Consider the following 18,283-nt stretch of genomic DNA (forward strand, 5'->3'; position numbering starts at 1 on the left):
CTTAGGCGGGGTCCGCTGTGCAGGAAGCGGACAGGGTATCGACGATCGCGGTGGCGTCCGCCTGGAAGCGTGCGTAGTAGTCGCGGTCGGTGTTGATCTGCACCCGGTGGATCGCGTGCGACGGCTCCAGCGCCTGCCAGTCGGGCAACCGGCCCAACCGCTCGTAGAACATCGTCGCCGCGGACGCGGGATCCATCCGCTGCTCGACGCTGCCCCACCACTCCTGCTGCTGGAAGAGGCCGATGCTGGTCGTGCGCGTGCCGTCGGGGTTGGTGAAGCCGCTGGTCTCCCAGTCGCCGTAGTCGATGTTGCGGAGGCTGCTCTCCCCCATCGCCGTCATCACGCCGAGGATCTGCCCGTCGCGGGCGAACCCCAGAGCGGATGCCGTGCGGATGATGGTCGCGGCATTGTCGAGCTGTTCGCCGCTCCAGCCCTCGATGCCCGCTTCGGGAAACGTCGTCGGGTCGTCCAGGCAGACGGCCTGAGGATCGCGCGCGAGTCCCAGCGGGATGAGCACGAGGAGAGCGACCCCGACCGCCACGGCTCCGGCGCTCACGAGGATCCGGCGCCATATCCGCCGGCGCCGCAGGCGGATCGCGGCGTGACGCCGGGCCCCGGGCTTCCGGCGTCGCGTCGCGGCCTTCTTCTTCCTGGTGGGGCGCTTCGCCGCCTTCCGTGTGACGCGCTGGGCGCTCATGCGGAGAGAGGGGCGCGGTCCGGTCGGCGCCGACGGCCGGCGAGCGCGGCGACTCCTCCGCCGATCGCCCCGAAGAGGTGGCCCTGCCACGACACGCCCTCGGCCGCTCCGAAGACGCCGGCGAGCATCGATCCGCCGTACAGGGCGATGACGATGAGCGCGATCACGGCGTACAGGATGCGGTGCGCGACCCGGCCGGGCATGAAGACGCGCAGAACGACGTAGCCGAAGTAGCCGAACACGAGCCCGGAGGCGCCGACGGTGAGGGTGCCGGGCGCGTTCACGAGCCAGGTGCCGACCCCGCCGATGATCGCGACGATCGCGGTGACCGCCCAGAATCGTCGTGCACCCTCGACGGCGACGAGGCAGCCGAGCGCGAGGAACGGCACGGAGTTCGCGATGAGATGTCCCCAGTTCGCGTGCAGCAGCGGGCCGAGCACGATGCCGCCGAGGCCGGTGACGTCCCACGACCGCAGGCCGAAACCGGTGAAGGAGCCGGGCAGGATCGCGTCCAGCAGCTGCACGAGCCACATCAGCGCGAGCAGCACGACCGGCGACGCGAAGCGCCCGAGCGCGTGGGAAGCATTCGACGTGTTGCGGGGCGGCGTGACGGTCACCTGCTGATTGTCGCAGGCGTTCCCCGGAGACGACTGAGCATGGGCATCCGAGGGGAGATCCTGCGCGAGGGCAAAGAAAATGACCCTCCGCGCACCCAGCAGAGCCCGGTTACCCTTGCTGCGTTTCCGCCCTGGGGGAATTGGCCTGGATGCCGCCACGCGGAGAGCCGACACCCATCCTAGCCCGACCCGCGCGATGACTCGAATCGGGTGCGGTGTCGGCGCCCGCATCCTCAGGGGAACCTGCCAGAGCGGTGCACCCCGCACAGGGTTACGATCGAGTAACGCGCATCGCAGCGCCGACGCGAGAGGGAACGCATGCCAGACAACTCCCCCCGGATCCCGGTGATGATCGACGCTGACCAGTTCGCCGCGCAGACGTCGGCGATCCTGTCCTCGATCGGACAGGTGATCGACGGAAAGCCGGATGCCGTGCGCAGCGCGCTCGTCTGCCTCCTGGCGGAGGGGCACCTCCTGATCGAAGACGTCCCGGGGGTCGGCAAGACCATGCTCGCCCGTGCTCTCGCGGCAAGCGTCGATGCGACGGTGCGTCGCATCCAGTTCACGCCCGACCTGCTCCCCGGCGACGTCACCGGCGTCTCGGTCTACAACCCGGTCGACCGCGAGTTCGAGTTCAAGCGCGGTGCGATCTTCGCCCACATCGTGATCGCCGACGAGATCAACCGCTCCTCACCCAAGACCCAGTCCGCGCTCCTCGAGGCGATGGAAGAGGGGCAGGTCACGGTCGACGGCGCCACGCACCTTCTCCCGAAGCCGTTCCTCGTCGTCGCGACGCAGAATCCGCTCGAGATGGAGGGGACGTACGCACTCCCCGAAGCCCAGCGGGACCGGTTCATGATGCGCATCTCGATGGGGTACCCGGATGCCGCCGCCGAGGCTCTCATGCTCCGCCAGCGCGACGTCGTGAATCCCCTCGCCGCGGTCTCCCCCGTGGCGAACGCGGCATCCATCGCGCAGCTCATCGCCTGGGCGCGTTCGGTGCACGTGGCTCCGGCGCTCGAGGAGTACGCGGTGTCGCTCGCCCAGGCCACCCGCTCCGATCCGAACCTCCACCTCGGTGCGAGTCCGCGCGCGACGCTGCAGCTCGTCCGATCCGCGAAGGTGTGGGCGGCGCTCGACGGTCGCGACTTCGTGATCCCGGATGACATCACCGCGCTGCTGATCCCGGTGCTCGCGCACCGGCTGCTTCCGGCGCGCGGTGCGCATCGTGCCGGCGCGCAGCCGGTCGAGGCCGCACTCACCCAGATCGTGGAACGGGTGCGCGTCCCCGTCGCGACCCGCTCCTGACACGGATCCGCTCATGCGCCGACGCCGAACCCTCACCCTTCGCGGAACGGGCGCGCTCGTCGCGGCTCTCGGGTGCATGATCGCGGCCAACCTCGCCGGCAGCCGCATCCTGCTGTACATCGGTCTGCTGCTCGCCTTGCTGACGCTGTTCTGCGTCGTCGCCGTGCGCGTGCCGCGTCGGTCCGGCACGGTCACGCGGCGCATCTCCACCGATCTGCTCACGGTCTCTGAGGCCTCGCGGGTCACGGTGAGGTTCACGCTCCGGGCCCTGCGCGTGCCGCACGGACTCTGGCACGACGTGCTGCCGGATGCCGTGTCGGGAGACTCGGGCGGAGAGTATCCGCCCGAGAACGGGCAGCTCAGCTATCTCATCACCGGAGTGCGCCGCGGGATCTGGCCCCTCGGCCCTCTCATGCTCCGCACCGTCGATCCGTTCGGCCTCGCCCAGCGCGAGCAGTCCTTCGGCGACACCCGGAGCATCACGGTGGTCCCCGAGATCTTCACGCTCGCTCCCCTCGCGGTCCGAGTGGGCGCTGCGGGCGGCACGGCCCACACCTCGTCCAGCAGACTCGGCCAGGGCAGCGACAACCTGTCCCCGCGCGGTTACATCCCCGGCGACTCCATGCGCCGCATCCACTGGCGGGCGACGGCCCATCGCGGGCAGCTGATGGTGCGGCAGGAGGAAGAGGAGTCCAGTCCCGACGCCGTGGTCGTGATCGATCGCAGCAGCCGGCACTGGGACCTTCCGGGCGCCGATGCCGATCCCGCCTTCGAGGCAGCGGTGTCGCTGTGCGCCTCGTCCGCCGTCCACCTGGCGTCCGAGGGATACAGCGTCGACGTGATGGACAGTGCCGGCGGGCTCCTGGGCACGCTGCGCGGCCATGAGGACGACCGCGACGGGCTGCTCGTCGCCCTCGCCACGGTCGGTCCCCGCGGTGACAGCCGTGATCTCGCGACGCTCATCGGCGGAACGCCGCCCGGACCGCTCGTGTACATCACGGGCCGTCTCGACGAGGAGGACGCGGCGCTGCTGCGCCCGTCCGGTGCGGCCGCGCCCATGCTGTTCAGCACCGAGCTGCTCCCCGGGGCCGCGGACGCGGCGAGGCAGCACGGCTGGACCGTGTCGCCCCTCGGCGCGGACGTCGCCGAAGCGTGGGAGGACGCGGTCTCCGCGCGGATCGGAGTCGGCGATGTTCCGGGCTGAGAGCGCACGCGCGACGGCGGGCGCGCCGCCTCGCACGCCGCCTCGCTGGCACCGTGACCGCGACGACCCGTCGGGTGTCGTCGCGCCGGGCGCGCTGGCCGCCGTGGCGGCCTTCGTGGCGATGTGGCCGTTCACCTCCGTCATCGAGGCGGGCGAGTGGTCGCTCACCGTCGTGCTCGTCGTCGTCACGACGGTGGGATCCGGGATGCTGATGCGGTGGCTGCTGCGGCGGCAGCGTCCGTGGCTGCGCGACCTGGCGACGTTCGCCGTGCAGATCGTGGTCGCGGTCGCCGTGGTGACGCAGCTCATCGCCGGCGACACCGCGTTCCTCGGCCTCTTCCCCACGTCGGCGACGGTGTCGGTCTTCGCGGCGCTCGGAGCATCGGCCGGAGAGCAGATCGTCTTCGGCACCGCTCCCCTCGACTCCTCGCCCGGGCTGGCGGCACTCATGGGAGCCGGATTCGCCGTCGTCGCGATCCTCCTCGATCATCTCGTGGCGCACCGCTCCGCCGTCATCGCCGCCCTGCTGACCGGGTCGATCGGCGCGATCCCGATGATCGTCACCCTCGGTGATGTCAACGTCGTCTGGTTCGCGATGTTCGGCGTGCTCGTGCTCGTCCTGTTCCGTTTCACCGCGCGACGGCATCCGCTCTCCCCTCGACGATCCGCCACCTCGATCGCCGTCGCCGTCGGCGCGGCGGCGCTCGCGGCGACGGTCGCGATCGCCCCGGCGCTCCCTGTGGCCGCGAATCTCGCCGGCACCGGTGTCGGGGTCACCGTCGACGCGTCGCTGCGCCTCGGCGACGACCTGCGCCAGCCGAATCCGGTCGAGGTGCTGACCGTCGCGGCGAAGGGAGACATCGCCCCGTACCTGCGCCTCACCACACTGTCGCGCTTCGACGGTCGCGTCTGGCAGCCGGACCGCGGCGACCTGCAGTCGCAGCGCGACGGCTTCGGCGAGCCGGAGTGGGGCGCGGACATCGCGACCGAGGAGCAGACGACATCGATCCGCATCCTCCGCATGTCGAGCTCCTGGCTTCCGGTGCCGTATCCGGCGACGGACGTGCAGGGCGTGGGCGGCACCTGGCGGGTGGCGGTCGACAACCGCACGCTCGTCTCGCGCAGTGCGGACGCCGCCGGCAACGACTACACCGTCAGCTCCTCGCGGGTCATCCCGACCCTCGAGCAGATCCGTGCCCTCGACGCGGCGGAGCCCGTCGCCGATCCCGACGAGGAGCCGGTGGAACTGCCCGGCATCATCGCCTCGCTCGCTGCTGAGGTCACGGCGGACTCCGGCACCGACTACGACCGTCTCGTCGCCCTGCAGACCTGGTTCCGCTCAGAGTTCCAGTACTCGCTGGAGACCCCGGTGGAAGAGGGCTTCGACGGCACCGGCGCGGAAGCCGTCGCGCAGTTCCTCGATGAGCGGTCCGGCTACTGCGTGCACTTCGCGGGCGCGTTCGCGCTGATGGCGGAGAGCCTCGGGATGCAGACGCGCATCGTCGTCGGCTACCTCCCCGGTTCGCTGACCGATGAGAAACGCGGCGAGGAATCCGTGTTCTCGGTGTCGAGCGACCAGCTGCACTCCTGGCCCGAGGTGCTGTTCCCCGGGGTCGGCTGGATCCCGTTCGAGCCGACCGCATCGCTCGGCGTACCGACCGCGTTCCGCGCGGGAACGGTCGACGGCAGCGGAACCGGCGGATCTGCGACTCCGGCACCGACCGCGGCCCCGCAGACCGAGGAGACTCAAGGTCCCGAGATCGACCGCGGCGACGCCGGAGCGGATCCCGGGGCGACCGGAGAGCTGCGCAGCCTCGACCCGATGCCCGTGGTGCTCACGGTCGCCGGTGTGCTCATCCTGCTGCTGCTGCCCGCCCTGATCCGGCGAACCGAGCGCGGGTTGCGTCTGCGCCGCGCCCGGCGCGGAGACCCCGCGGCGGTGTGGGCCGAGCTGCGCGACACTCTGCTCGATCTGCAGCTGCCGATGTCCGATGCGGACACCCCGCGGATGAGGGCGGCGGAGCTGGTGCGGCAGAACGACGTGGACGCTGCGGCGATGAAAGAGCTGACGGATGCCGTCGAGCGGGCGAACTATGCGCGCTCGGACGCAGAGCCCGTCGATCTCGCCGCACCGCTGAGCACGGTGCTCACGCGTCTGCGCCGCAGCGTCGATCGCCCGATGCAGGTGCGCGCCGTGCTCCTGCCCCGCTCGCTGTTCGCGACCCGGAACCCCGGCACCGCCGCGACGGCCTGAGCGACGTTCAGGCCGCGTGCGCGGCGCAGGGCACGGACTCGCAGTCGTCGCACACGACGAACTGCGCGCGACAGGACGGGTCGGGGCAGTTGGCGGTGCGCTTCGTCGCCGCGCCGCAGCCGACGCATTCTCCGACGACCTGCGCGTGGTCGGAGAAGTCGACCGAGCCGCGCCCGTCGAACACGTAGAGGGACCCCTCCCACAGGCCGTCGTCGCCGTACTTCTCGCCGTAGCGGACGATCCCGCCCTCGAGTTGATAGACCTCACCGAAGCCGCGCGCGGTCATCAGGCTCGAGAGCACTTCGCAGCGGATGCCGCCGGTGCAGTACGTGACGACCGGCTTGCCCTTGAGGTCGTCGTACTCCCCGGAGTCGAGGAGCTGCACGAAGTCCCTGGTGGTCTCGGTGTCGGGCACCACCGCGCCGCGGAACCGCCCGATCTGCGCCTCGAGCGCGTTGCGCCCGTCGAAGAACACGACGTCGTCGCCGCGCTCGTCCATGAGTTCGTGCAACGCCTCGGGCGTGAGTCTCGTGCCACCCCCGACGACGCCGTTCTCGTCGACCTGCAGTTCACCGGGAGCGCCGAACGACACGATCTCGTCGCGCACCTTGACGCTGAGCTTGGGGAAGTCGAGGCTGCGCTCGTCGGCATCCAGCCCGGTGCCCTCGCTCCACTTGATGTCGGCGTCCGCGAAGGGCGCGTACGAGCGGAAGGATCGCGCCCACTTCTTCACCGCGCGCACATCACCGCCGAGCGTGCCGTTGATGCCGTCCTTCGAGATGAGCACGCGCCCGCGCAGACCGAGCGCCTCGCCGAGGTCGCGTTGCCAGAGCCGGATGGCCTCCGGGTCGGCGAGCGGGGTGAAGGCGTAGAACAGGACGATCTTCGGGGTTGCCACCCGGCGATTTTACGCGGTCTTCCTCCGCCGACCCGAACACCGCGGAACTGCTCCTTCACGTCGCGGTTGTCGTGTGAGGGCGGCGTCGCGTGCCGCAGTGGATGTTGAGCGTGGCGGCAGCTTCACGACACAACCCGCGTGCGTCAGACGGGGAAACGGAGAGCTGTCGAGCCACCCGCGCGGCCGCCACCTCGAGCGTGCTCGAGGTCTGGACAACGGCCACCACCGTTGCAGTGATCGGCGACAGCAGCCGGCGGCGCGGAGTCCCGGTGTCAGCGAGCAAGAATCCGTCCGCCGTCTCGAGCAGGAAAGGGTCCGTGGTCAGCGGTGCGGCGTCTGCGAGGCGATCGTCGACAGGCGACCAGCCGAAGCCCGAGATCTTGACGGCCGAGAGCCGGAGCATCTTCATGAGGTCCGTCGCGAAGAGGTACCGCCCGATCGATTCGCGGGTCTCGAGATCGGCGGCGAGCTCCTCTCGCGTCGCCATGTCTCCCCACGCCGCGACACCGGGGAGAGGGGCGGCGAGCACGGTCGGCAATTCCTCGAAGGTACCGATGACTTCGCCTCGCATGCCGACGCTGACCCTTCCGTCGGAGCGAACCCTGATGGCGCTCGGAGTCAGGCGCTCACGCGGGTTCATCAGAGCGGCGCGATCTGCGAGGAGCACCCGCGGGTCGATCAGGGCCGACGGGAACACGCCCGTGTCACGAGCGATCTCGGCATCCGTCAGGAAGGCGTACCACCCGGCGGCGTCGAGCAGGCACACCGCTGTCGGGCCGACGATCTGAACGAACACCGCAGCGACGTAGTCCTGCACCTCGACGGACGTCTCCCCGAGGAACAGCTCGTCGCCGATCTCATCCAACGCGCCGCGGTAGCGGACCGCGCGAGCAGGCCCTTCGTACCGGCCGCTGGTCTCCGGCAGAAGGACCACGTCATCGCGGCCGGCCACTTCGCGGATGCCCTCTGTCGGGGCTCCGCTCTCCACGAGGAATACCCGGGAGTACTCTTCGCGCTGTCCGGTGATCCATTCGCGTATCGCCCGCGCTCCGACCTGCTCTGATTCAGTTGACCGTCCGCCGTCTCGCATCACGCGACTTCCCGCTGGTTCGCGTCGTCGGACTTCCGGCGGGCACCGTCGCCCGTCATCGGCGGCGCCCCGCTCGCGTGAGGGATGGAGTCGACCGGAGGAGTTCTCGACGTTGACGGTGCGGTGACGAAGTCGGCAGGCCTCGCGACCTGAGGCCGCTCTGCCGGCGGCCGGCCGCCCCGGTGCTGCGCGACAGCGGTCCCCGCGTGGTGAACCCGTCTCGCCGACGTCGCTGATCTCATGTCGATTCGTCCCCCAGAAGACGCGCCGGGACAGCGAAGACATCATCCGGTCGACTCTTTCGCATCCCCATGCGAGGACTTTACGTCCTCACCTGAGGATAGAGATTTCATCCATCGAGTGCAATATTTCAGCCGCAGCGCCGCGGTGGAGGAAGCGGGCGCCGCGGAGATCTCAGCTCGCGCGGAATCGCGGGCCGTGAGGATCGAAGATCACGCCCGAGATCTCGTCGAGGCCGAGCACCGGGAATCGCGAGACGGCGCCGACCTTCTCCGCACTGGCCAGGACGAAGACATCGGCGCTGCGTGCCGCGAGTGCGCGCTTCGTCACCGCATCATCGAGATCTCCGGTCGTCAGTCCGTGCACGGGGTCGACCCCGGTCGCACCGAGGAAGAACACATCCGCGGCGAGTCGGGCGATCGCCTCCTGCGCCAGCGCTCCTCCCGACACGGAGGAATGCCTGCTGAGCTCGCCGCCGATCATCAGGACTCGGGCGGAGGAGTGCTCCAGGGTGGTCAGCGCGACGGCGGGACTCGGGGTGATGACGGTCAGGTCGGCGCCGTGCGGCAGCATCCGCGCCATCGCCAATGTGGTCGTCCCGGCATCCAGGATGATCGTCGACCCGGGATGGATCATCGAGACGGCCGCTCGGGCGACCCTCTCCTTGCTTTCGGTCGCCACGCTCAGTCGCTGCTCGACAGGAGCGTCGGCGGCCGGCACGGGCAGCGCGCCGCCGTACACGCGGATGCACAGGCCGGCCTCAGCGAGTTCGCGCAGATCGCGACGGATCGAGTCCTCCGACACGCCCAGTTCGGCGGCGACCGCCTTTGCGACGACGCGACCCTCCGCCGAGAGGATCCCACGGAGATGGTCCTTGCGCTGCACACTCAGCATTCACACTTCTTCCTGTTATTGCACGTTGTTGCATGGTTAACGCTACTGTGTCTCGCATGAAGAAACCACTCCTGATCCTGATCGCCGGCCCCTACCGCTCCGGGACGGGCGGCGACCCCGCCGCGATCGGCCGCAACCTCGAGCGCCTCGAGACCGCCGCGGCGCCCATCCACCGGCTCGGCCACGTGCCCATGATCGGCGAATGGGTCGCGCTGCCGACACTCCGCGGGCTCGACGACACCGAGACCGCGGACAACGACGTGATGTACGAGACGGCCGCCCGCCTCCTGCAGCACTGCGATGCCGTCCTGCGACTGCCGGGCGAATCGGCCGGCGCCGACACGGACGTCGCGATCGCACGCGAGCGCGGTCTGCCCGTGTATCGGAGCGTCCAGGAGATCCCCGCCGCCTGACCCGGTCACGCGGCACCCGGCCGATCGGATAAGATGAACAGGTTGTTCCTGGTGACGTGTCCGAGCGGCCGAAGGAGCACGCTTGGAAAGCGTGTGTTGTGCAAGCAACCGCGGGTTCGAATCCCGCCGTCACCGCCACGACCGAAGGCCCTGATTCTCTTGAGAACCGGGGCCTTCTTCGTTCCCTCGACCGGCGTTCGCCGCATTCCGACCGATTCTCGTAGGAGTTCGGCCGCGACGCTAATCTGGGCGGATGTATGGGGAGCGACTTGAGCGATGGTCCAAAGCCGTTGAATGGCCCCTGACGATTTCCGCGCTCGTATTCTTCGTCGCGTATGCGAGTCAGATCATCACAAGCCCCGAGGGCGCGTGGGGAGCGGTTGCGGAAGCGACGATCTGGATCACCTGGGGGATGTTCCTCGTCGACTATCTGGTGCGGCTCACGATCACGGAGCACAGATGGCGGTGGTTCTACCGGCACCTCCTCGACCTCGCCATCGTGGCTCTTCCCATGCTCCGGCCGTTGCGCCTGATGCGATTCCTCACCGTCGTCGCCCTCGTGCAGCGTTCCGCCGGCAATGTCCTGCGGGGTCGAGTCGCGATCTATACGATCGGCGCTGCCCTTCTGATCATCGTCATCGCCGCCCTCGCCGTGCTCGACGCCGAGCAGGGCGCAGGCAACATCGACACCTTCGGCGAAGCCCTCTGGTGGGCATTCGTCACCATGACGACGGTCGGCTACGGCGACTACTTCCCTGTCACCTTCACCGGGCGGGTGGTCGCCGCGGGCCTCATGGTCGGCGGGATCGCGTTGATCGGAGTCGTCACCGCGACACTCGCCTCCTGGATCGTGGAACGCGTCTCGCTCGACTCCTCCACCGCGGCAACGGCGACCGCGGATCAAGTCGAAGCACTGCGTCGAGAACTGGGCGAGGTGCGGGCGATGCTGGAAGCCGCCGGAGACGAGAAGTAGTCGCTGCTCACCCGGGGCATGTCGTGATGGGCGTTTCGTTCCGGTTCAGCCGGCCTCGTCGAACTTCACGCCGTACATGTGCCCGGAGCCGGGAAGCCGCACCATGCCGAGGCGCTCGTAGAAGGCGGCCGCACCGGTGTTGTTCGGGTCGATGCCGAGGTGCAGTCCACGCACTCCCCGACGGGTGAGCTCGGCGAACAGTGTCTCCATGAGGCGGCGGCCGAGCCCCTGCCCCTGCGTCTCAGGGAGCAGGTCGATGTGCAGGTGCGCGGGATACTCGGCCGCGTTCGGCTCGATCCCCGGCATCCGCTCGTAGCCGTACTCGATCATCTTCTCTTCGCGGGTCGCGGGCTCTTCCACGCGCGGGAAGCGCTCCCGGAGCGGCGGCCACCACTCGTCGCGGAACCAGGTGTAGAAGGCGTCGGTGTCGTCGGTCGCCACGATATAGCCGATCGTGCGTCCGTCGTCGGTCTCCACTACCCAGGCGAGGTCCGGATGCCGTTCGACATAGGGCACCGCGAAGAGGTCGCCCCAGAGATCGTCGTCCGAGAGGATGCCGGATGCATCGGCCCCGGCATCCGCCGTCTTCACGCAGATCTCGGAGAGCGCGGGGCGATCCGAAGGGCGATACGGGCGGATGTGCGACACGGAGACTCCTCGATGAATCGGAAGTCTCAGCCTATCGGCGCCTCGATGGCCTGCTCGCGACGCTGCCGCACCCACGGCAGCAGCCAGGCGGCGAGCACCAGCACGACGCCGGCGCCCACGAGAGCGCCGCCGAGCGTGTCGCTCGCCCAGTGCACCGACAGGAAGGTGCGCGAGAGCGCCATCGCAAGGATCCAGAGAACGCCGACGATGGCCGTCCAGACCCGGGGGAAGAGCACCCACAGCACGAGTGCGATGGTCGCGGCGTTCGCGGTGTGCCCGGACGGGAACGATCCGTAGTCGCTCACGACCAGCATGTCTTCGGGTCGCGCCCTGCCGAAGATCTCTTTGAGCAGCTGCACGGCGCCGGCGCTCAGCGCGAAACAGACGGCCGCGAACACGGCGCTTCGCCAGCGCCGTGCGAGCAGCAGGGCGACGATCGCGAGGAGCGGTATCCCGAGGATGGCCACCCATCCGCCGCCGATCCAGTTCAGGACCAGGGCGAACGAGTACATCCCGTCACTGCGGATGCTCTCGATGAGCTCGTTCCACCAGCGGTCGAACCCGGGAGTCTCGGTGTACGCGTACACCACGAAGGCGCCGAGAGCCGTAGCGAGCACGAGGCACGCGACGCCCCACCACAGCAGCATCCGTCTGTTCATCGTTCCATCATGGCCGACGAACCCTGTGGACTCAGGGAGTGAGCATCCCGACGGTGCGTGGCCGCACGATCAGCCACAGCGAAAGGATCCCGATCGTGGCACAGCCGACCATGACCGAGGCCATGGTGGTCGCCGTGATCCCGGCATCCCGCGAGATCCAGCCGACGACCGGCGAGATGAGTCCGGCGACACCGAAGTTCGTCGCCCCGAGGATCGATGCGGCGGTTCCTGCCGCCTTGCCGTGCCGGTCGAGTGCCAGCACCTGCACGTTCGGGAAGGTGAACCCGCACGCGGTCATGAACACGAAGAGCGGGATGACCGTTCCCCAGAGGCCGAGACCGAGCTGGTCGGTGACGATGATCGCGACACCCGCCGTCAGCAGCACCGCCGTCGAGAAGGCCAGCACCCACTGCGGCCCGAAGCGCGCGGCGAGGCGGGACGCGACCTGCACACCCGTGACCACGCCGAGCGAGTTGACCGCGAACAGCAGGCCGTACTGCTGCGCGTCGAGTCCGTGCGTCTCCTGGAACAGGAACGGCGAGGCCGAGAGGTAGGAGAACAGCCCGGAGAAGCTCATGCCGCCGATGATCAGCACACCGATGAACACGCGGTCCGTGAGCACCGACTTGTAGCGCTGCAGCATCGTCGCACCACCGCGTCCGCCCTGACGACGCGCGACGGGCAGAGTCTCGGGCACGAAGATGATCGCCGACAGCAGCATGATCACTCCGTAGGCCGCGAGCACACCGAAGATGCCCCGCCACGGCATGAGCGTCAGCAGCCACGAGCCGATCAGCGGCGCGATCACCGGGGCCACGCCCGACACCAGCGCGAGCCGCGACAGCATCACGACCAGACGTCGTCCGCCGAACAGGTCGCGCACGATGGCCATGGCCACGACGCCGCCGGCCGCGGCGCCGATGCCCATCAGCACGCGGGCGGCGCTGAGCAGACCGAGGTCCGGCGCGAACGCGGCCGCGAGGCTGGCGAGCACGTGCAGCGCGGTGACGGTGATCAGCGGCACGCGTCGCCCGACCTTGTCGCTGAGCGGACCGACCACGAGCTGGCCGACCGCGAAGCCGATCATCGTGCCGGTGAGCGTCAGCTGGATCGCGGCGGACGTGGTCTGGAAGTCCTGCTCCAACACCGGGAACGCCGGCAGGTACAGGTCGATCGTGAACGGCCCGAGCGCCGTGAGGGCACCGAGAAGGATGATGTACAGGGTGCGGCGACCATGCGAGATGGCGTCGCCCGGGTGCAGCATGATCGGCGCGGTCGCCGGGTTGCTCCCGAGCGTGCGGATCGCGCCGGTGGCCGTGGACGTGCGGATGCTGCCCGTCACGGTGCGGATGCTGCCGGTCGAGGTGCGGATGCTGCCGGTCTCAGTGGGCTCGGGCTGCGGGGTCGTCGGGATGGAGTCAGTGCGTGGAGCGTCGGACACGACGGTCCTTCCGGAGGTCAGGCGTGGGGCGCGCGAGATCGAAACGATTCGACCGGGGAAGCACCCATGCTATCGGAGGACGTCTCCGTCCGCACCGCCGAGATCGCCGAAGAGGCGTCCCGAAGGGTCAGCGACCGATGCTCGCGAGCCCCTGCTCGAGGTCCGCGATCAGGTCGCTCGCATCCTCGATGCCGACCGAGAGACGCACCACGTTCTCCGGCACCGCGAGCGGCGTGCCGCGCACCGATGCATGGGTCATGTCGGAGGGGTAGCCGATCAGCGATTCCACGCCGCCGAGCGATTCGGCGAGCGCGAACAGCGAGGTGCTCTCGGCGAAGGCGCGGGCCGCGTCGCCGCCGGCGGCGAGGCCGAGCGACAGCATGCCGCCGAACCCGCTCATCTGCTTCGCGGCGATGTCGTGCCCCGGGTGCGAGGCGAGGCCGGGGTAGAACACCTCGGTGAACTCCGGACGATCGGTCGCCCACTCCGCGATCGCCTGCGCGTTCTCGGAGTGCTGGCGCATCCGCACCGCGAGCGTCTTGATGCCGCGGGTCGTCAGCCAGGCGTCGAGCGGGGCCGAGACCGCGCCGACGGCGAACTGCTGGAACTTGATCTGGTCGAAGTAGCGGTCGTCGCCGAACACCACCGCGCCGCCGAGCACGTCGGAGTGTCCGCCGAGGTACTTCGTGGTGGAGTGCACCACGAAGTCGGCACCGAGAGAAAGGGGCAGCTGCAGAGCCGGGGACGCGAACGTGTTGTCCACGACCAGGAGGAGGCCCGCCTCGTGCGCGATCTCGGCGATCAGCGCGATGTCCACGACCTTCAGCAGCGGGTTGCTCGGCGTCTCCAGCCAGACGATCTTCGTCTCGGGGCGGATGGCCGCGCGGAGAGCATCGACGTCGGCGAGCTCGATGGTGCTCGTCTCGATGCCCCAGGGCGCCAGCACCTTGGTGAGCAGGCGGTAGGTGCCGCCATAGACGTCGTTGCCCAGCACCACATGGTCACCCGGCTTCAGGATGCCGCGCAGCAGCGCGTCCTCCGCGGAGAGCCCCGAGGCGAACGACAGCGCGGCGGTGCCGCCCTCGAGAGCGGCGACCTGCGTCTCGAGCGACGAGCGCGTGGGGTTGCCGGAGCGGTTGTACTCGAACCCCTGGCGCAGTCCTCCCACGCCGTCCTGCACGTGCGTGGAGGCCTGGTAGATCGGCGGGATGATCGCACCCGTGGTCGGGTCGGGCGCCTGACCGGCGTGGATGGCTCGGGTGGCGAAGGAGTGCTCGGGCATTACCTCAGCCTACGTCCCGCCTCCCGGGGGCGGCCGGGCCTGTTACGCCGCGCGTCAGCGCGACAGGTACGAGAGCAGATCCTGACGGGTGAGCACCGTGTGCGGCTTGCCGTCTTCGGTCACGAGCAGCGCATCGGCATCCGCGAGCGCGGCGCGCGCCTGCGCCACCGACGTGTGGATGCCGACGAGCGGCAGCCGCTCCCCCACGTGCGCGCCGAGTGCATCGGTCGGCTGCGCCTCGCCCCGGAACAGCAGGTCGAGCAGTCCCTTCTCGTCGACGGTGCCGACGACCTCGCCCATCATCACGGGGGGCTCGGCGCTGAGCACGACGAGCTGCGAGACGTCGTACTCGGTCATCATCCCGATCGCCTCGAGCACGGTGTCGGTCGGGTGGGCGTGCACGAGGTCGGGGATGCCGGCGCTCGGACCCTGCGCCTGGCGCTGAGTGCGGGCGGCGAGCACGTCGGCGACGGTCTCCCCCTCCTCCACCTCGCTGAAGCCGTAGGAGCGCATCCATCCGTCGTTGAAGATCTTGGCGAGGTAGCCGCGGCCGCCGTCCGGCAGGAGCACCACCATCACGGTGTCCGCGGGCAGGTCGCGCGCGATGCGCAGGGCGCCGACGACCGCCATGCCGCTGGACCCGCCGACGAGGATGCCCTCTTCGCGTGCGAGACGGCGCGTCATCGAGAACGACTCGGCGTCGCTCACCGCCACGATCTCGTGCGGCACGGTCGGATCGTACGAGCCGGGCCAGATGTCCTCGCCCACGCCCTCGACGAGGTACGGGCGTCCGGTGCCGCCGCTGTAGACGCTGCCCTCCGGGTCGACGCCGACGATGCGCACCCGCTCGTCGGACACCTCGCGGAGGAATCGCCCGGTCCCGGTGATCGTGCCGCCCGTGCCGACGCCGGCCACGAAGTGCGTGACCTTCCCGTCGGTGTCGCGCCAGATCTCGGGTCCGGTGGTCTCGTAGTGGCTGCGCGGACCGTTCGGGTTCTCGTACTGGTTCGGCTTGAAGGCGCCGGGGATCTCGCGGGTGAGCCGGTCGCTCACGCTGTAGTACGACTCGGGGCTGTCGGGTGCCACCGAGGTCGGCGTCACCACGACCTCGGCTCCATAGGCCCGCAGCACGTCGATCTTGTCGTCGCCGACCTTGTCGGGCAGCACGAACACGCACTTGTACCCACGCTGCTGCGCGACGAGCGCGAGCCCGACACCGGTGTTCCCGCTGGTCGGCTCGACGATCGTGCCACCCGGCTTCAGGTCGCCCGCGGCCTCGGCCGCGTCGATGATGCGCGAAGCGATGCGGTCTTTGGACGAACCGCCGGGGTTCATGTACTCGAGCTTGACCAGCACCGTGCACGCGACGCCCTCGGTGACGTGCTGGAGCTTCACGAGGGGCGTGTCGCCGACGAGGTCGACGATCGAGTCTGCGTACTTCATGACTTCAGGGTACGGGGACGGATGCCGCGGGTGGTGCTGTGTTGCACCACCCGCGGCATCCGTCCCTCAGCCCTTCGTGGAACCCGCCAGGAGCCCTCGGACGAAGAACCTCTGCAGCGAGAAGAACACGATCAGCGGAACGATGATCGACACGAACGCACCGGCCGTGAGCAGGTACCAGCCTTCTCCGCGGCCCGTGATCTCGGCGAGCACCTTCGTGATCGGCGAGGCGGCGCCGTCGGCGAACACCAGCGCGACGATCAGGTCGTTCCACACCCACAGGAACTGGAAGATCGCGACCGACGCGATCGCCGGCATCGTCAACGGCAGCACCACGCGGAAGAAGATCTGCCCGCGCGAGGCGCCGTCGACGCGCGCGGCCTCGATGATCTCTCCCGGGATCTCCGACATGAAGTTGTGCAGCAGGTAGATCGCCAGCGGCAGCGCGAACATGGTGTGGGCGAACCAGACCTGCGCATAGCCACCCGCGACGTCGAGCCCCAGGGTCACCTGCACCCCGAAGAGGTTGATCCCTCGGGAGAACGACGACAGCAGCGGCACCAGGGCCATCTGGATGGGCACGATCTGCAGCGCGAACACGAAGATGAACAGCGCGTTGCGTCCCTTGAACTCGATCCACGAGAAGGCGTATGCGGCCATCGCCGCGATCATCAGGGGGATGATCGTGGCCGGGATCGTGATCACGATCGAGTTGAAGAACGACTCGAGGATCGTCAGCTGGGTCGTGCCGGACTGCAGCACGGCCGCGTAGTTGTCCAGCGTCAGCTGCGGGTTGGTGAAGAACGTCCACCAGCCGGTCGTCTCGATCGCGTCCCGCTCGCGGAACGACGAGACGAACAGCCCGACCGTCGGGATCGTCCACAGCACGGCGATGACGATCGACGCGACGGTCGCCCACGGCCGGCTGAGACGCTTGCGCGCACGCCCGGCGGAGGCTTCGAACCTGCTGCCGGTCGTGATCGCTCTCGTGCTGGCCGGGGTCTCTGACTTCACGGTGTCGGTCATCGGATCTCCCGCTGCTTCTTGATCTGGCGCGCGTTGTAGATGACGATCGGCAGCACCAGGATGAACAGGATGACGGAGAGCGCAGCACTGCGTCCCGCCTCGAACTTCGAGAACTGCGTGTACATCTCGTTCGCGAGCACCGATGTGCCGTAGTTGCCGCCGGTCATCGTGCGCACGATGTCGAAGACCTTCAGCGAGGCGATCGAGATCGTGGTCAGCACGACGATGAGTGCCGGTCGGATCGACGGGATCGTCACCGACCAGAAGCGCTCCCAGGCGTTGGCGCCGTCGAGTTCGGCCGCTTCGAGGAGCTCGGCCGGCACGCCCTTGATGGATGCCGAGAGCACGACCATGGCGAAACCGGTCTGCACCCAGATCAGCACCACGATGAGGGCGAGGTTGTTCCACGGGCCGTTCAGCAGGAACTGCTGCGGCTGCCCGCCGAACCAGACCAGGATCTGGTTGAGCAGGCCGATCTGCTCGAACTCACCACCGCGATACGCGTACACGAACCGCCAGATGATGCTGGCGCCGACGAACGAGATCGCCATCGGCATGAACACCAGGAGCTTGTAGACCTTCTCGCCGCGGGTCTTGTCGATGAACACGGCGTAGGCGAGGCCGATCAGCGTCGAGAGCGTCGGCACGAGCAGCACCCACACGATCGTGTTGACGACCGAGCTGACACCGTCGGACTGCGTGAAGATCCAGAGGTAGTTCGAGAAGCCGACGAAGTTCTGCCCCGTCGAGTTCCAGAACGACGCGTACACGGTCTGGATCGACGGCAGGATCAGGCCGGCCAGGAGCAGCAGCATCGCCGGCGCCATGAAGGCGACCAGCTGGATCAGGTATCCCGCGCCGTCGCGGGAGCGGTAGTCGAGGAAGAAGAACAGTGCGCCGACGGCGACGGCCACTCCCATCGCCCAGTAGTAGGAGTTGAAGAACCACATCACCGCGAGCGGGATGAGCAGGCACATCGCGAGGCGGATGACGGTGTAGACCGCACCCTTGCGCGGCGCGATGTCGACGAGAAGCAGGATCACCACCACGACCACCGCGAATGCGATGACCACGGCGACGGCCTGGAGGATCGGCGGCAGCGCCCCGATCCATTGGAAGAACACAGTCGCGTTCACGGATTCCCCTTCATGAGACGGAGCTGATCAGCGGCCCGAGCGACGTTGCGCGGACCGGGT

The 18,283-nt window shown here is 68.9% G+C and carries 17 protein-coding genes, 1 tRNA gene and 1 other RNA gene; 6 read left to right on the top strand and 13 right to left on the bottom strand.

Annotation, left to right across the window (positions count from 1 at the left end):
* Nucleotide 1: 1 nt before the first annotated feature.
* The 3 genes from LC452_RS00630 to ffs form a co-directional block, all read right to left on the bottom strand.
* Nucleotides 2-697 (bottom strand): hypothetical protein, encoded by a 696-nt coding sequence (locus LC452_RS00630; RefSeq protein WP_223622113.1) that lies wholly within the window; start codon nucleotides 695-697, stop codon nucleotides 2-4.
* On the bottom strand, nucleotides 694-1,314 hold the full coding sequence (locus tag LC452_RS00635) for a rhomboid family intramembrane serine protease (RefSeq protein WP_223622114.1): 621 nt from the start codon (nucleotides 1,312-1,314) through the stop codon (nucleotides 694-696). Before LC452_RS00635 ends, LC452_RS00630 begins: the two co-directional genes overlap by 4 nt.
* A 75-nt stretch (nucleotides 1,315-1,389) precedes the next feature.
* An RNA gene (gene ffs, locus LC452_RS00640) (signal recognition particle sRNA small type) lies at nucleotides 1,390-1,486 on the bottom strand.
* 146 nt (nucleotides 1,487-1,632) lie between these two features.
* Between ffs and LC452_RS00645 the strand changes: the two genes are divergently transcribed.
* From LC452_RS00645 to LC452_RS00655, 3 genes are read left to right on the top strand one after another with little or no spacing between them, the layout of a single operon-like run.
* A complete protein-coding gene (locus LC452_RS00645; protein WP_223622115.1) occupies nucleotides 1,633-2,622 on the top strand; it encodes a MoxR family ATPase in 990 nt (329 codons plus the stop codon).
* 13 nt (nucleotides 2,623-2,635) lie between these two features.
* Entirely contained in the window at nucleotides 2,636-3,826 is a 1,191-nt protein-coding gene (locus LC452_RS00650; RefSeq protein ID WP_223622116.1) for a DUF58 domain-containing protein, read from the top strand.
* Nucleotides 3,813-6,080, top strand: a complete 2,268-nt coding sequence (locus tag LC452_RS00655) for a DUF3488 and transglutaminase-like domain-containing protein (protein ID WP_223622117.1) — start codon at nucleotides 3,813-3,815, stop codon at nucleotides 6,078-6,080. Before LC452_RS00650 ends, LC452_RS00655 begins: the two co-directional genes overlap by 14 nt.
* Nucleotides 6,081-6,087: 7 nt before the next feature.
* Here the strand turns inward: LC452_RS00655 and LC452_RS00660 are convergent, their stop codons facing one another.
* The 3 genes from LC452_RS00660 to LC452_RS00670 form a co-directional block, all read right to left on the bottom strand.
* Entirely contained in the window at nucleotides 6,088-6,978 is an 891-nt protein-coding gene (locus tag LC452_RS00660) for a rhodanese-related sulfurtransferase (RefSeq protein ID WP_223622118.1), read from the bottom strand.
* A 55-nt stretch (nucleotides 6,979-7,033) separates the two neighbouring features.
* Nucleotides 7,034-8,068 carry a daptide biosynthesis RiPP recognition protein gene (gene mpaB, locus LC452_RS00665; RefSeq protein WP_263293769.1) on the bottom strand — a complete coding sequence of 345 codons (1,035 nt, stop codon included), beginning with the start codon at nucleotides 8,066-8,068 and terminating at the stop codon, nucleotides 7,034-7,036.
* Nucleotides 8,069-8,482: 414 nt separating this feature from the next.
* Nucleotides 8,483-9,202 carry a DeoR/GlpR family DNA-binding transcription regulator gene (locus LC452_RS00670; protein WP_223622120.1) on the bottom strand — a complete coding sequence of 240 codons (720 nt, stop codon included), beginning with the start codon at nucleotides 9,200-9,202 and terminating at the stop codon, nucleotides 8,483-8,485.
* A gap of 56 nt (nucleotides 9,203-9,258) precedes the next feature.
* Here LC452_RS00670 and LC452_RS00675 point away from each other — a divergent pair, with 56 nt between their 5' ends.
* From LC452_RS00675 to LC452_RS00685, 3 genes are all read left to right on the top strand, one after another.
* A complete protein-coding gene (locus LC452_RS00675; RefSeq protein ID WP_223622121.1) occupies nucleotides 9,259-9,615 on the top strand; it encodes a DUF4406 domain-containing protein in 357 nt (118 codons plus the stop codon).
* A gap of 50 nt (nucleotides 9,616-9,665) precedes the next feature.
* Nucleotides 9,666-9,753 (top strand) — tRNA-Ser (locus LC452_RS00680).
* Nucleotides 9,754-9,868: 115 nt separating this feature from the next.
* Nucleotides 9,869-10,588 (top strand): potassium channel family protein, encoded by a 720-nt coding sequence (locus LC452_RS00685; protein ID WP_223622122.1) that lies wholly within the window; start codon nucleotides 9,869-9,871, stop codon nucleotides 10,586-10,588.
* A gap of 45 nt (nucleotides 10,589-10,633) precedes the next feature.
* On the opposite strand, the gene LC452_RS00690 is transcribed toward LC452_RS00685, so the two are convergent.
* From LC452_RS00690 to LC452_RS00720, 7 genes are all read right to left on the bottom strand, one after another.
* Nucleotides 10,634-11,236: a GNAT family N-acetyltransferase gene (locus tag LC452_RS00690; RefSeq protein ID WP_223622123.1), complete on the bottom strand. Its 603-nt coding sequence runs from the start codon at nucleotides 11,234-11,236 to the stop codon at nucleotides 10,634-10,636.
* Nucleotides 11,237-11,262: 26 nt separating this feature from the next.
* The gene (locus LC452_RS00695; RefSeq protein ID WP_223622124.1) at nucleotides 11,263-11,895 is read right to left on the bottom strand and encodes a phosphatase PAP2 family protein; all 633 of its coding nucleotides are present in this window, start codon (nucleotides 11,893-11,895) and stop codon (nucleotides 11,263-11,265) included.
* Nucleotides 11,896-11,926: 31 nt separating this feature from the next.
* On the bottom strand, nucleotides 11,927-13,336 hold the full coding sequence (locus LC452_RS00700; protein ID WP_374197750.1) for a multidrug effflux MFS transporter: 1,410 nt from the start codon (nucleotides 13,334-13,336) through the stop codon (nucleotides 11,927-11,929).
* A 127-nt stretch (nucleotides 13,337-13,463) separates the two neighbouring features.
* Nucleotides 13,464-14,618, bottom strand: a complete 1,155-nt coding sequence (locus LC452_RS00705; RefSeq protein ID WP_223622125.1) for a cystathionine gamma-synthase — start codon at nucleotides 14,616-14,618, stop codon at nucleotides 13,464-13,466.
* 54 nt (nucleotides 14,619-14,672) lie between these two features.
* The gene (locus tag LC452_RS00710) at nucleotides 14,673-16,061 is read right to left on the bottom strand and encodes a cystathionine beta-synthase (protein ID WP_223622126.1); all 1,389 of its coding nucleotides are present in this window, start codon (nucleotides 16,059-16,061) and stop codon (nucleotides 14,673-14,675) included.
* A gap of 66 nt (nucleotides 16,062-16,127) precedes the next feature.
* Nucleotides 16,128-17,087: a carbohydrate ABC transporter permease gene (locus LC452_RS00715; protein ID WP_223622127.1), complete on the bottom strand. Its 960-nt coding sequence runs from the start codon at nucleotides 17,085-17,087 to the stop codon at nucleotides 16,128-16,130.
* Nucleotides 17,084-18,223 (bottom strand): carbohydrate ABC transporter permease, encoded by a 1,140-nt coding sequence (locus tag LC452_RS00720; RefSeq protein WP_136055417.1) that lies wholly within the window; start codon nucleotides 18,221-18,223, stop codon nucleotides 17,084-17,086. The genes LC452_RS00715 and LC452_RS00720 overlap by 4 nt, the downstream gene beginning before the upstream one ends.
* Between the last annotated feature and the right edge of the window lie 60 nt (nucleotides 18,224-18,283).

The organism is Microbacterium sp. EST19A (assembly GCF_019969685.1).
GTDB lineage: Bacteria > Actinomycetota > Actinomycetes > Actinomycetales > Microbacteriaceae > Microbacterium.